At 58.3% G+C, this 13,896-nt stretch carries 14 protein-coding genes; 9 read left to right on the plus strand and 5 right to left on the minus strand.

What is annotated here, in order from left to right; all coding sequences use genetic code 11:
* Window positions 1-122: 122 nt before the first annotated feature.
* The 3 genes from QM579_RS00970 to QM579_RS00980 all read left to right on the plus strand — a co-directional run bounded on the left by QM579_RS00970 (window position 123) and on the right by QM579_RS00980 (window position 4,536).
* Entirely contained in the window at window positions 123-1,847 is a 1,725-nt protein-coding gene (locus QM579_RS00970; RefSeq protein WP_414997364.1) for a sigma 54-interacting transcriptional regulator, read from the plus strand.
* Between the two features lie 610 nt (window positions 1,848-2,457).
* Window positions 2,458-4,053, plus strand: a complete 1,596-nt coding sequence (locus QM579_RS00975) for a sodium:solute symporter family protein (protein ID WP_414997365.1) — start codon at window positions 2,458-2,460, stop codon at window positions 4,051-4,053.
* Between the two features lie 12 nt (window positions 4,054-4,065).
* Window positions 4,066-4,536 carry an OsmC family protein gene (locus tag QM579_RS00980; protein WP_414997366.1) on the plus strand — a complete coding sequence of 157 codons (471 nt, stop codon included), beginning with the start codon at window positions 4,066-4,068 and terminating at the stop codon, window positions 4,534-4,536.
* 428 nt (window positions 4,537-4,964) lie between these two features.
* Here QM579_RS00980 and QM579_RS00985 read toward each other — a convergent pair whose 3' ends face one another.
* The 5 genes from QM579_RS00985 to queA all read right to left on the minus strand — a co-directional run bounded on the left by QM579_RS00985 (window position 4,965) and on the right by queA (window position 8,950).
* Window positions 4,965-5,504 carry a 2-oxoacid:acceptor oxidoreductase family protein gene (locus QM579_RS00985; RefSeq protein ID WP_414997367.1) on the minus strand — a complete coding sequence of 180 codons (540 nt, stop codon included), beginning with the start codon at window positions 5,502-5,504 and terminating at the stop codon, window positions 4,965-4,967.
* Complete coding sequence (locus QM579_RS00990; protein WP_414997368.1) at window positions 5,497-6,312, minus strand: thiamine pyrophosphate-dependent enzyme; 816 nt, start codon at window positions 6,310-6,312, stop codon at window positions 5,497-5,499. The genes QM579_RS00985 and QM579_RS00990 overlap by 8 nt, the downstream gene beginning before the upstream one ends.
* Before the next feature lie 2 nt (window positions 6,313-6,314).
* Window positions 6,315-7,430 (minus strand): 3-methyl-2-oxobutanoate dehydrogenase subunit VorB, encoded by a 1,116-nt coding sequence (gene vorB, locus QM579_RS00995; protein WP_414997369.1) that lies wholly within the window; start codon window positions 7,428-7,430, stop codon window positions 6,315-6,317.
* Complete coding sequence (locus tag QM579_RS01000) at window positions 7,427-7,651, minus strand: indolepyruvate ferredoxin oxidoreductase subunit alpha (protein ID WP_414997370.1); 225 nt, start codon at window positions 7,649-7,651, stop codon at window positions 7,427-7,429. Before QM579_RS01000 ends, vorB begins: the two co-directional genes overlap by 4 nt.
* Window positions 7,652-7,852: 201 nt before the next feature.
* Window positions 7,853-8,950 (minus strand): tRNA preQ1(34) S-adenosylmethionine ribosyltransferase-isomerase QueA, encoded by a 1,098-nt coding sequence (gene queA, locus QM579_RS01005; RefSeq protein WP_414997371.1) that lies wholly within the window; start codon window positions 8,948-8,950, stop codon window positions 7,853-7,855.
* Between the two features lie 128 nt (window positions 8,951-9,078).
* Between queA and QM579_RS01010 the strand changes: the two genes are divergently transcribed.
* The 6 genes from QM579_RS01010 to QM579_RS01035 form a co-directional block, all read left to right on the plus strand.
* On the plus strand, window positions 9,079-9,714 hold the full coding sequence (locus QM579_RS01010) for a hypothetical protein (protein ID WP_414997372.1): 636 nt from the start codon (window positions 9,079-9,081) through the stop codon (window positions 9,712-9,714).
* Entirely contained in the window at window positions 9,711-10,964 is a 1,254-nt protein-coding gene (coaBC, locus tag QM579_RS01015; protein ID WP_414997373.1) for a bifunctional phosphopantothenoylcysteine decarboxylase/phosphopantothenate--cysteine ligase CoaBC, read from the plus strand. Before QM579_RS01010 ends, coaBC begins: the two co-directional genes overlap by 4 nt.
* On the plus strand, window positions 10,946-11,818 hold the full coding sequence (locus QM579_RS01020; protein WP_414997374.1) for a hypothetical protein: 873 nt from the start codon (window positions 10,946-10,948) through the stop codon (window positions 11,816-11,818). Before coaBC ends, QM579_RS01020 begins: the two co-directional genes overlap by 19 nt.
* 461 nt (window positions 11,819-12,279) lie before the next feature.
* On the plus strand, window positions 12,280-12,636 hold the full coding sequence (locus tag QM579_RS01025) for a LysO family transporter (protein WP_414997375.1): 357 nt from the start codon (window positions 12,280-12,282) through the stop codon (window positions 12,634-12,636).
* The gene (locus tag QM579_RS01030; protein ID WP_414997376.1) at window positions 12,633-13,232 is read left to right on the plus strand and encodes a lysine exporter LysO family protein; all 600 of its coding nucleotides are present in this window, start codon (window positions 12,633-12,635) and stop codon (window positions 13,230-13,232) included. The genes QM579_RS01025 and QM579_RS01030 overlap by 4 nt, the downstream gene beginning before the upstream one ends.
* Before the next feature lie 144 nt (window positions 13,233-13,376).
* Window positions 13,377-13,896, plus strand: a 520-nt coding sequence (locus QM579_RS01035; protein ID WP_414997377.1) for a DVU0298 family protein, incomplete at its 3' end; no start/stop codon positions are given.

A 13,896-nucleotide genomic window follows, 5' to 3' on the forward strand; every position in this document is an offset into this window, starting at 1 on the left:
AACATGCGTTTCAGGCACATTGAAGGCTGTGGGGCGCACCGCCGCCAACCTTCGGTTTATTCAGGTCAGCCGCGGCCCGATGACCTTCCCAGTCCGCCGCCACCACAGCACAGGTAGAATCCATGCCCGCACTGCCCGAAGAAAGCATGCTTGTCGAACAGGTCATGCACGACAATCCGGAAACCCTGACGCCCGAACACAGGCTCAAGGATGCCCTGCCGGTATACGAGCGGCACGGGGTCAACTGCGTTCCCATTCTGGATACGGACAAAAGAGTTCGCGGCATTCTTACCATTTTTCGGCTTGTGCAGGCCATACGGCAAGGCAAGTCCTTTGATACCCCCATTGCCGAAGTGATGGATATGGACCTTGTGAGCATCCGCAACGACGCAACCTTTGGCGCGGCATGCAGCCTGCCCATAGACAGGATGCTGGTTCTCGATCATGAGGACAAACTGGTTGGCGTGCTGACCAAGAAGGAGCTCATCCATAAAATCTACAACGCCTTCTGCAATGTAGATTGCCATAACAGGGAACTGGACGCGGTCATCAACTGCGCCACCGACGGAATCATCATCTTCGACCAAGATGGTATTCCCCTGTACACCAATGATAAAATCCGCTCTCTGTTGCCAGACTGCGACAACATGCAAAATCCCGCCTCGCCAGCCATGACGGCAGTGACCGGGCTGCTCAAGAAAACCATTGCTTCGCACAAGGCGGGCAGCACCCTGCTGGAAGAGTGCAATGGCAAGCAGGTTGTATTCACCATTACCCCAATCTTTGGCGCAAACCAGCGGCTTTTCCGCTGTGTGCTGTCTGCCCAGGACATGACGGAAATCACGCGCTTGCAGGAAGAGGCAGAAAACAGCCGCCGCAAACTGGCCGCGTTTCAAGAGGCCAGCCTCAAGGGCACCAAGGTCATCGCCCACAATCCCGACATGCAACGCCTGCTGAACGAAGCCGCCCGCTTGGGCGAGGTGGATTCAACAGTGCTTATCACAGGAGAAACCGGGGCAGGCAAAGAGGTTGTGGCCATGAGCATCCACAACCACAGCAAGCGCCGCCACGGCCCGCTGGTGCAGATCAACTGCGGCACCATCCCGCAGCATCTTCAGGAAGCAGAGCTGTTTGGTTATGAAAAAGGCAGCTTCACCGGCGCCAACGCCAGCCGCGTGGGCATGCTGGAGGTGGCCCACGAGGGCACACTTATGCTGGACGAAGTGGGCGAAATGGATCTGCCCCTTCAGGTCAAACTGCTTCGCGCTCTTCAGGAAGGCGTTATCTACCGCATTGGTGGGCGCAAACCTGTCAGACTTGACGTGCGCATCATTGCCATGACCAACCGTGATCTTCTCAAAATGGTGCGCGAAAACACCTTTCGCGAGGATCTTTACTACCGCCTCAATGTCATTCCCCTTGCCGTGCCGCCCCTGCGCCAGCGTAATGAAGACATTTTGCCCCTGGCACAGCACTTTTTGTCCTGCTTTGGCAAAAAATACTCCTGCCATCTGCACATGACTTCAAAAGAAAAAGAAATGCTGCTTAAATATTCCTGGCCGGGCAACGTGCGCGAACTCGCAAATTTTATGGAACGCCTGACCATTGCGAACCTGTCATCGGGCAATACGGCGTTGGTATGGGAAAGCATTACCCGTCAAGGCGACCAGCCTGATCCCTCCAAAACCTCTTCCATGCGTGAGCAGATGCGGCATTTTGAACGGCAATGCCTTGAAGCCGCCCTGCGTAACGCAGCCAGTATCAGGGGGGCGTCCCGCGAGCTTGGCGTTTCGCATGCGACCCTGCTGCGCAAGATGCGGGAACACAACATAATGGTTCAAAAATAGACCACCAGACAATGCTCCCAACCGCCAGTTCCTAGCTGTAGGCTCTGTTTTTCACGTCAAAGGCGGTGGTTCAAAAATAAACCACATGGTTTGTCTTTGAACCATCGCCCTGTTTTTTCCATCGCTGATCTTTTTTGTAAAACATCAATAAATCAAGCTACATAATTGAATACACAAAACACTATACACCACCAGTACCCTTATATTGCGCTCACACGCAGGTCCTTAGCACGCTAAAATCATTAATAAAACTTTTTGGAACAATGTTTGCTAACGTGAATCTGGCTTTCGGGGATCCCCGGAGCCCCCAGAGACTTCTGCAGCCGACCGAGGTGATGTAATCCGTCTCTGGAGGAAGCAGAGAGGGCTTAGAGGTCCTGTTGTCATAAGACCGTCCGGCATGGGGCAACATGCCGGACGGCCATGATCAGAAAAGAGCGCCGCCCTGCGGCCTGAAGACGGTCATTATTCCATTCAAGAACAAGTTCGGGTTACGATCATCATCACGGCAAGCATGTCTTGCTGGTCCAATGTTGCGGGCATTGCCGCACCGTGTGCACACGCCAGAGTATTTCTGCTGAAACGCTCGTGAAAAATATGAGGAGTAGTCATGTCATCTTCGGCCATTTGGATGTTCGGGCTCGCCCTGGCCTACACGCTCTTGCTCATTGTCATGAGCCAGATCGCCAAAAAAAAGGCGCAGGCTGGTGAAGATTTCTTTGTGGGCGGACGAAAGTTCAGCCGCTGGACCGTGGCCTTCTGTATCACGGGCCTGTTTTCCGGTTCTACCTATATTGCCATTCTTGAGCTTTCCTACCTCACGGGCATTTCTTCCCTGTGGTATGGCGTGGCCGAACTGACCCATGTGCTCATTATAGCGCTGGTGCTTATCGGCCCCTTCCGCAAGCGCATGATGGTCACGATTTCCGGCCTGATCGGCGACAAGTACGGCAGGGCCGCCAAGGGCATTGCCGGGGGCATCACGGCCATCACCTTTCCCATGTGGTCGGTGGCCACGGCTCTGGCCTTCGCCTCGTGCATCAACGCCATCACTGGCATGGACATGCTGCTCTCCGTAGTTCTCACGGCCGCGCTCATGTACGTCTTTCTCAGCGCGGGCGGCATGTGGTCGGTGGCTATGACGCAGACCGCCAACTTTTTTGTATTCATGATCATGTTTGCCGTGGCCATTTATGCCATTGGGGTCAACCCCGGCTTTGGCGCAGTGACCGAGCTGCTGACCAAGGACGCCAAATACGGCAACCTTACCAGCGTGGGCCTGCAAACCATCCTGGCATGGTTCGGCACCTTTCTTATCAACGTGCTGCTGGCTCAGGCCGCGTTTCAGATGGCCCTTTCGTGCAAGACCGCTGACGAAGGCCGCAAGGGGCTGCTTATCGCTGGCGGTTTCAACGTCATATTCATCGCTATGGGCGTGCTTGTGGGCGCTGCGGCAGCCATTGCCATGCCGGGCAACGCGCGCGGCCTTGTGGCCGTGCCCAAGTATCTTATGGAAACCCTGCCTGCCCCGATGGTTGGGCTGTTTACCCTGGGCATCTGGGCTTGCGCCCTGGGCTGGGGCGCGCCCTGCCAGTTCTCCGGCGCGACCAGCCTTGGACGTGACGTGGGTTCGGCCATCTGGCCTGACGCCAGCGACGCCAAGCTCGTCAAGCTTACCCGCCTTTCGCTGCTGGTTCTCACCTGCCTTATGATCCTGTTTGGCTACCTGCGCTCAGAACAGGCCGCGTGGTGGAATATTTTCGCCTGGACAGCCCGCAACGGCGCAACCTTCGCTCCTATGGTGGCGGCTCTTTTCTGGAGCGTGGCAACGCCGCGCGGCGCGTTGACCGCCCTTATCGCGGGCTGCGGTGCAGGTCTTGTCTGGAACTGGCTTGGCGGATGGGCCGTCAACAGCTTCTACCTCAAGATACATCCTGTGTGGGTAGCTATGGCGGCCAACATCATAGGCATGACCATAGTTTCGCTGGCGGAAAAGGGCTGGAGCTTCATAAGCCCCTCCGGCGCCCTCAAGGGATTGCGCAATGCCGCTGTAGTTCTTGCCATTGTGCTCTGCATTGCCCTTATGGCGGCTGGTTCGTGGTTCTACCAGACAGGCCTTTGGGGCATGACAGCCTTCCTGACCATCCTCTGCGCCTGGGTTGCGCTTATATTCAGCACAGAACGTCAAAAAACCACTACGATATAAGGATATTGCATCATGCCCAAGATTCACGTGGAATGGAAAGGAAACATGACCTTCGAAGGCAAGGATTCAGACGGCCACAGTCTGGTCATGGATGCCTCGGCTATTTATGGCGGCAGCAATCAGGGCGTGCGGCCTATGGAAATGCTGCTCATATCTCTGGCTGGCTGCACGGGTATTGAAGTGGGTCACGCCTTGAACAAGATGCGCCTTGAATACACAAGCTTCAATATCACCGCAGATGCGGTGCGCCGGGAAGAAATTCCCCAGATCTTCACTGAAATCAACGTTGAGTACGTTGTTGAAGGCGAGAGCATAAGCCTTGACAGATTTGTGCGCGCCTTTGAACTCGGTGCGGTGAAATACTGCTCCGTAGCCAACATGCTCAAGGCTTGCAGCAAGATCAACTACAGCTTTGTTCTTAACGGCCAGCGCCATACCTACCCCCTGCCCGGAGAAACCACCGGGGAAAGCGCCAAGGGCTAGGGGCTGTTTCTCAATAAATGGTTTTGCGCCAAGGGCAAGGAAAAAGGCTTTTTTATGAAAGGAATGTACTTTTGCGGTACATGACGAGAGTAAGAATGGCCTTTTGATACAGCCAGCTGGACAAAAGAATTATTTTGAAACTGTCTTTAGAACCGTACGGGACCACTACCACGGAAAGACGGCAGCGCCACGCCTGACAGACTCCCGTCAGGCGGCAGTTAAGCCCCTGCCGCCATCAACATCTGCCGGATGCATGCCCCCGTCTTTCCGGGCCCGCCGCCGCGCCTCCTGCACAAGGACGCGCGGCGGTTTTTTATACTAAAAAATCCCCGTGAAATTCACGGGGATTTTGTTGTGCAGTGTATCGTTAGCGCAAATCAACTTTAAGAATATACATTTTCAAAGTTGATCAGCTCTGCGCGGAATACTCAGGCAAAGTTATAGCCAGCTTCAAGAGCCTTTATGTTGGGGGGAATAAGCTTGGCATAGTGGGCGCTTATCACGCGGTTAAGCGCTTCCTGCACTACTGCAAGCGGCAACCCGCCCGTGGCCTTGAGCCATGCGCCCAGAGCCACCATATTGGCCATTTTCACATTGCCCAGTTCATGCGCCATATCGTTGGCCGGGATATAGACTGTGCGCAGGGCGGCGTCCAGAAGCCCCTTGTCCACCAGAGAAGAATTGACCACCTGCACCCCGTCCTTGTGCAGGCGGGGCTGAAACTTGGTCAGCGAGGGTTCGTTGAGAATAATGGTGGACAAAGGTTCACGCACCAGCGGCGAGCCAATGGCGTGCTCATCCATAACCACGGTGCAGTTGGCCGTGCCGCCACGCATTTCCGCGCCGTACACAGGGATGAAGCTTACCTCAAGGCCGTGCTCCATGCCTGCCTGGGCCAGAAGGTTGCCTATCAGCATGACTCCCTGGCCGCCGAACCCGGCGATTATAACGTCCTGGTACTTACTCACGGCCTGCCTCCCCGGCTGTTTGCCCCGCCGTTACGTCCTTGTACACACCCAGCGGAAACACAGGAATCATAGCTTCGGCAATGCGTTTGTTGGCAGCAATGGGGTCCAGATGCCAGTTGGTAGGGCATCCTGAAAGCAGTTCGATGAAACCAAAACCAAGCCCCTGCAACTGCACGTCAAAAGCTTTGCGCACAGCGCTTTTTGCGGCGCGCACGTTTTTGACGGAATCCAGCGAGCAGCGCGCGGAATAGGCTACGCCGTCCAGTTGGGCCATAATTTCGGCCATGCGGATGGGCCCGCCTTCATTGTTGATGTCGCGGCCCTGACGTGTGGTGGTGGTTTTTTGCCCCAAAAGGGTGGTCGGGGCCATCTGCCCGCCCGTCATGCCGTACACCGTATTATTGATGAAAATAGTTGTGATCTTTTCACCCCGGTTGGCGGCGTGCAGGGATTCGGCCATGCCGATGGCGGCCATGTCGCCGTCGCCCTGATAGGTAAATACCACAGATTCGGGCCGGGCGCGGCGCACACCCGTGGCTACGGCGCAGGCGCGCCCGTGCGGGGCCTCAAGACCGTCCACATTGAAATAGTCATAGGTAAAGGTGGCGCAGCCCACAGCAGCCACAAGAATGGTGCGGTCTGCCACGCCCAGCTCGTGCAGCACCTCACTCACCAGCCTGTGAGCGATGCCGTGATGACAGCCGGGGCAGTAATGGGTATGGCGCTCGTTGAGCACGGGATTTACGTCAAAAACCAGAGTTTCGCCCTCTTGCGGCAGCCATTGGGCGTCTATTTGCTGAACTGACATGGCTATTTCTCCTTGAGGGCCTGTAGCATGGGATCACGCAAAGCGTCAGCCCCGATGAAAAGGCCGGGCATGATGCCGTGCCAGAGCACGGAAGACGCGGTTATGCCGGGCTGGGCAAAGAGTGCCAGCCGGACATCTTCCACCATCTGCCCCGTATTCTGTTCCATAACCAGAAAGCGGCGGCCAGGCGCAATGGCGCGCAGGGCCTCTTCAGGAAAGGGAAAGAGCGTGATGGGACGGAACAGGCCTATCTTGTGCCCTTCGGCCCGCAACTGGCGGATGGCGCTGCGGGCTATGCGGCCAATGGAGCCAAAGGCCACCACCACAAGCTCGGCGTCTTCAACGTCCACGCATTCCCATGCGCATTCGGCTTTCATTGCCTCATGCTTTGCCATAAGCATGCGGTTGCGCTCGGCCAGCGCACCTTCAGCCAGGTACACAGACTTGAGCAGACGCGGGGATGCTCCTGCGCCGCGCTTGCCAAAACCTTCGAGCCTCCAGTCCTTGCTCATGGCCGCCAGAGCTTCCGGCGATACCGCGTCAGCCGGGGCCACACGCCGCACGGGTTCCTTTATCTGGCCCACAATGGCGTCGCCAAGCACCATGACCGGGTTGGCGTACTTGAAGGCCAGGGCAAAAGCGCGAAACATGAAGTCATAGCATTCCTGCGCCGTGGCCGGAGCCAGCGTCAGATTGCGGTGGTCACCGTGACCGCCGCCTTTGACGGCCTGAAAATAATCGCCCTGTGAGGGGCCAATATCACCAAGGCCCGGCCCGCCGCGCTGCATGTTGACCATAACGCCGGGGATATGGCTGCCCGCCATGTAGGAAATGCCTTCCTGCATAAGGGAAATGCCACAGCTTGAAGAAGACGTGAGCGCCGGAATACCGCAGGCAGCAGCGCCCAACAGCATGTTCACGGCCGCCACTTCGCTTTCGGCCTGCACAAACTGGCCGCCGTTTTCCGGCAGCAGTGAGGAAAGCACTTCGGGAATTTCATTTTGCGGCGTGATGGGGTAGCCGAAGTAACAGCGGCAACCTGCGTCCACAGCGCCAAAGGCCACGGCTTCGTTGCCTTTTATAAGAATACGTTCAGAGGAGTTTTGGCCCTGACTCATGCCTCGTCTCCCTTTTTGTTTGGACCTTTGAACACGCGAATGGCCACATCGGGGCACATAATAGCACAGGATGCGCAACCAATGCACCGCCCGTCCATTTCCATAACCTCGTAACCCTGACGATTAAATCGGCCAGAAGGCCGCAGAATATGCACGGGGCAGGCTTCCACACACAGGCGGCAGCCTTTGCAGCGTTCTTCCAGAAAAACGACTCGTGACATGTATGCTCCTTGAGGTGCCTTGCCCGCAGCGGGGGGAGGGAAACGGACAGTCTGGCGACGGGCCCGTTCCGCGAAGCTTTGCCGTCAAAGCCTCGTCAATGCCCTGTCATGCCTCGGCGGGACAACCCCGTGAGGCAAAACGGCCACAGGCAGCCGCCGTTCCGGCATGCCGGAAAAGCGAACAACCTGCGGCAAAGGGCTTCAGCGGATCAGCATGGCATCCCCATATGAAAAAAATCTGTAACCCTGGGCAATGGCCTCTTGGTAAGCATCAAGCATGCGCTTGCGCCCCACAAAGGCAGATACCAGCATGAGCAGCGAAGATTCCGGCAGATGGAAGTTGGTCACCAGACCATCAACCACACGAAACGGCCTGCCGGGATAAAGAAAAATATCTGTCCAGCCCGTATAGGCCTGCACGCGGCCGCACAGTTCTGCCACGCCCTCAAGGGCGCGCAGGCTGGTGGTTCCCACAGCGATGACGGGCCTTTTTTGCGCGCGCGCCTCGGCGATGGCAAGGGCTGTGGATTCGGGAATTTCCACATACTCCCGATGCATACGGTGACTGCGGATGTCGGCGTTACGCACTGGGCTAAAGGTGCCATACCCTACATATAGGGTCACTTCCGCCCATTGGAAGCCCCTTTCGGCCAATTTTTCCCGCAGGGGCGGGGTAAAATGCAGCCCCGCCGTGGGCGCGGCCACAGAACCTGTCTTGTCCTGACGGGCATAGACGGTCTGGTAGCGGCTCAGATCATCCTCGGCATCGGGCCTTTTGATATAGGGCGGCAAGGGAATATGCCCGGTTGCCGCAAAGGCCGCCGCCAGATCCCCCTTCCAGGCCAGACGCACACGGCGCTGCCCGAACGGGCCGGATTCCAGCACGGTCACGCTGATGCCCGCGCCAAAGTCAAAAGATTCCCCTTCACGAATGCTGCCGCCGGAACGCACAAGCCCTTCAGCCTCAGCGGAAAAGCCGCCCTTTTTGTCGGTCTTGGCCCGTTCCACCACCAGGGGCAGGGGCGTGAGCAACAGAAATTCCACCTTGCCGCCCGTGGAGCGCGTACCCAAAAGACGCGCCTGCAAGACACGGGAGTTATTTGCTATCAACAATGCCCCTTCGGGCAGGCAGTCCGGCAAGTCGCTGAATTTTTCGTGGCGCAAATCCAGTGCGCCGGTGCGCGGCATGACCAGAAGCCGTGAACCGCCCCGTTCGTCGGGGGGAAACTGGGCTATCTGCTCTTGCGGCAGGTCAAAATTATAATTTTCCAGTAAAAAATCCGCTTCCTCAATATGCATGGCTTCCGAGCCTTGGTTATATGTTCCCGCCCTTTCCGGCCCTGCTGCTCTTGTCAGCGCAGGGCGTTGAGGCTAGGGTGACGTGATTGCTCCCCTCGGTATGACGAAGGGAGGGAAGGAGTATAGCCATGCGGCGGCCTCTTGTCATCCTTGCGTTACTGTCACTTCTCGCTACCCTGCCGGGCTGCGCCTCTATTGGGCTGGAAAATCCTTTTTCCAACGACCCTCTGACTGGCGGCACGGATACTACTACAAGCCTGCTGCTTGGCGTACCTACACCTGCGGGCATGCAGCGCTACGGCTCGCATGGCTTTCAGGACTTTGGCCCCGGCGGTGGACGTCAGGGAATGGAAGTTCTGCGCGGGCAGGTAGATACAGGATTTGCGGCGCAGATCATGTACTCCGGCCTGCAAGGTCAGGGCTGGCAATTGCGCATGGCCCTGCGCAAGGGGGCCCGCGCCGTTTATGTTTATGACCGAGGCGCAACTATGGCTGTGCTGACCTTTGAAAGCCAGACCATGCTGACTGTACTGAATATCTGGGTTGCAGACCGCCTGCCCGACGGCGCGGCTCTGCCCATGCAGGATGCCGCCAACACGGGCAACAGCGGCACTGGCGGCGGCGATTCCGGCGGCCTTGGCGGCTCGAGCGATTCCGGCGGCATGAATACCACGCCGCAGGGCGGGCATTCGAGCCAGGGCAGCGGTTCGTACGGCGGCGGCAACAGCAGCAGCGGCGGTGGTCTACAGGAGCGAAGCCTATGAACGATCAGAAAAGCGGCCTGAAAACGCCCTTTGACCACAGCACCCGCTTTGAGCACAAACGGCTGCATCTCGGCGTGTGCGGCTCCGTGGCCTGCTACCGGGCTGCGGATCTTCTGCGGGCGTGGCGCGGCATCGGCATCCACGTCTCGGCCACACTCACGCCCGGAGCACGGCGGTTTGTGACTCCCATGCTCTTTGAATCTCTGGGGGCAACACCTGTCTACGAAGACATGTTCACTCAGGGACAGGAAATTTTCGCCCATCTGGAACCGGGACAGCACGCCCATGCAATGGTCGTGGCCCCTGCCTCGGCTGACGCGCTCTTTCGCCTTGCCCACGGCGCCGCGAACGACATGCTGGCCGCACAGGCTCTGGCCTTTGACGGCCCCCTGGTCATTGCCCCGGCCATGAATCCACGGATGTGGGCCAACCCCGCCACTCAGGCCAATGTGGCCCTGTTGCGCGAACGGGGAGCCTGCGTTGTTGCGCCCGGTTGCGGCGGCACGGCCTGCGGCGACGAAGGCGAGGGCAGGCTTGCCCCCCTGCACGACATTTTTCTGGCCGCCCTGCGGGCGCTGACCCCGCAAGACATGACCGGAAAACGCGTTATGGTCACCCTTGGCCCCACGCGTGAAGCCTGGGACGGCGTGCGCTTCTGGTCCAACCCTTCCAGCGGCCTCATGGGCGCGGCACTGGCCGTCTGCGCATGGCTGCGCGGCGCGGAAGTGACAGCCATATGCGGCCCCGGCGTCCGTGCCCGCATGCCGCAGGGCATCGCCCGGCGCGACGTGGTCAGCGCCAGAGACATGTATGCTGTGGCCGCCAACCTGTGGGCGCAGATGGATGTGGGCATGTTCACCGCTGCGGTGGCGGATTTTTCGCCCAAGCCCATTGGCGGGCGCAAGTTTAAAAAGGCCGAAGCCCCTCAGGGATTCAGCCTGGACTTCCAGCCCAACCCTGATATTTTGCAAAGCCTTGCGGAAAAACGCGCGCCCGGCCAGAAAATTTTGGCCTTTGCCGCAGAAACCGCACCGGACATGCATGCCCTGCTGCCCCTGGCCCACGCCAAGCTTGCCCGCAAAAAGGCCGACCTTCTGGCGGGGAACCTTGTTAACTGTGCAGACAGCGGCTTTTGTTCCCCCACCAACAGCATGGCTGTGGTGGACGCCAACGGGCGCGAAGAAATCTGGCCCAACCAGAGCAAGGCCGACGTGGCCTGGGAGTTATGTTCGTGGCTTTTGCGTATGTAAACCCCCTGTCCGCCCTCTGGCAGCGCCGCGGGTTATCCAGCCTGCTCATGCCCCAAGGGTTTGACGCCTTTGCGGCGCCGCAGCCTGAAAGCGTTGCCCGCCCGCCAGTGCGCGGGGCTGCGGGAGGCACCGCAACAGCCTATGCTGGCAGGCAGGGCGCTCGTCCCGAGGCCTCCGGGCAAGCAGGCCAAACTGGCCCGGCCGGACAAACCGGACAGGCCGGGCAGGCAGCGAGACCGCCGCACCGAGCCGCACAGCCTTCTCAGGGCGCAGCCCGCACAGCGCCTTCAGGCATTGCGCCCCGCACTGAAGCCACGGCGCCGGAAACCGCGTCTGACAGCCGCCTGTGGAAACCCTTGCCGCCGCATGTCTGGCCCGCCCCCTGGCGTCAGCAACTGGAAAAAACCCGGCCCGGCCTGATCCTGTGGACGTATTGGAATCTCGGCCTTGACCTCAGCGACCCTCAAGCCGAAGGCCGTCTGGAACGCAGGGGCTTTTTACAAAAACTGCTTCAGGATCTGGCGCACCCTGCCGGAACCCACACATTCTGGCCCGCTGGCCTGCCAGCCGCGCCGGAAGACCGCACGCCCGATCAGGAAGATGCCCTTATGCCCCATGCGGACGCCTTCTGGTCAGGTGCCTCGGGCCTTGGCGCGCGCGGCGTGGTGGTTATGGGTTCGGCTGCGGTGAAGGCTTTGGGGCTGCCCCCCGGCCTGCGCCCACTGCAACAAACGCGTTACAAGGGGCATATGGTGTGGGTGCTGTGGGATGTGGACTATATGCAGCGTGAAGATCAGCGCTATGCCTCCATGCTGGCCTTTCTGCGGCAGGCCCTGCGACAGGTCGCCCGCTAACGTATTTTAGCCTTTCAAGGGTTCGGTTCGCGGCAGCAACTTTAGCAAGCCGCCAGCCGACTGGGCATGCCCCGGGCGAAAATCACGTTCTTCCCAAATGACCTACTGCGAAGCCAGTTTTTTTCAAATGAATATTCTCTGATTTGATCCAACAGGCGGGCCGCGAAGCTTCTGCCAGCGGGCCGCCCGTGGCGCCATGCCTGGAGCATGCTACCCTTGAGAAAATTTTAATGCTCCAACGCGGCATGAGAATGCAGTGCGTCGCAACACGCAAGTATTTTGCCGAAAATTGCATTTTGCGCAGATCAACAATGTTGAAATGTGAAGCATTTCAGCGTTAATCTGCCCGCGTATATTCAGTCACGGCCACATAAAGGCAGGCATGTCTGGTACCGGGCACGGCCCTGCGGCGATTTTCGGTGCAAGCTGCCGTCAATGTTTTTCAGGTTTCGGAGGATTTTGTGTTTATTGCCATCGGCCTCATGTTTATGGGCATTGCCGTGGGCTTTCTGCTGCGCGGCAAACCCTTGGCTGCCATGCTTGCGCGCTGCATTTCCCCAACTATTATTCTACTGCTTTTTGCCCTTGGCATTTCAGTGGGAGGCAACAGCGCCCTCATGGCCGCCCTGCCGGAACTGGGCGGCACTGCCATCGTGCTGACTCTTGCAGGCATAGCGGGGTCTTTTGTCTGCGTGCTCTGCATCCGCCGCTTCTTCCGCCAGCCGCCGGAACCTGCCGCCTTTACGCTGCTTTCTGCCGACGCGCCTTCTGGCGGCATCGCCTCGCCCGCCTCCAGTAACAAGGATGCGCGGTCATGAACGGCAGCCTCGTTATTATGGGCTTTTTTATTGCAGGGCTGATACTGGCCCGCGCGGGATTTGTGCCTGATTATTTCATTGAGCATGACATGACGCTCTATGTGCTGTGGCTGCTTATGGTTCTTGTGGGCATTTCAATGGGGTCGGACAGACGGCTTGGCGAGATGCTGCGCACCCTGCGGCCACGCGTGCTGTTGCTTCCCCTGGCCACCACGGCGGGCACCTTTGCGGGAACAGCCCTGGTCAGCCTTTTTCTCGCATACAGCGCCGCCGAATGCATGGCCGTGGGCGCGGGCTTTGCCTATTATTCGCTCTCGTCCATTTTCATCACGCAGTACAAAGGGCCGGAACTGGGCACCATTGCCCTTCTCAGCAATATCAGCCGCGAACTGATAACGCTGCTTTTCACACCTCTTATGGTGCGTTTTATCGGCCCAACGGCGGCCATCAGTTGCGGTGGTGCTTCCACAATGGACACAACCCTGCCCGTCATTACACGCTATGCCGGAAACCAGTGGATATTCATCGCCATTGTACATGCGCTGGTGCTGGACTTCAGCGTGCCCTTCTGGGTGACTTTCTTTTGCGGCATTTGAGGTAATAACAGGCAGGAGTTACGCTGACGTCGGCGAGGTCTGGCATCTGTCATAAACGCAATGTGACGCACCGCCTTGCCAGAATGGAAAAAAACTATAACTATATAAGCGGAGCCAGAACACTGCCCCCGGAGGATATGGATCATGGCCCGAATGCGCTCAGCCAAACAAAAACTGAAGGATTGCATTAATAGTCCGGAATGGCGCAGCCATCTGGACGAAATTGCTCAAGGCGGCCTTGAAAATGTAGGACCGCTGTTTTCATTCCTGCTGCTTGGCCCACAGACCATGCACAGGTCCGCCGTGGCTCTGGGGCAGGTGACAGCCCGCCTTGCCAAAAGCCAGCCCGAAGTGGCCAAAAACATAATTCGCCGCCTCATGTGGCACCTCAATGAAGAATCCGGCAATATCGGCTGGGGCATCCCGGACGCCTTTGGCGAAATTCTGGCAGCCAGCGAGCCCCTTGCCAAAGATTTTCACCGCATCCTCATTTCCTACATTATTGATCTCGGCCACGACGACAACTTTTGCGACCACGCCATCCTGCGCCGCTCCTGCTACTGGGCCATCGGGCGGCTTGCGCAAGACCGCCCGCAACAGTGCCTTGGCGCACGTAAATGGCTGATTAAAGGCCTGGAAGACGAAGATAATATATGCCGGGGCA

Source organism: Desulfovibrio sp. (assembly GCF_047607245.1).
Taxonomy (GTDB): domain Bacteria; phylum Desulfobacterota; class Desulfovibrionia; order Desulfovibrionales; family Desulfovibrionaceae; genus Desulfovibrio.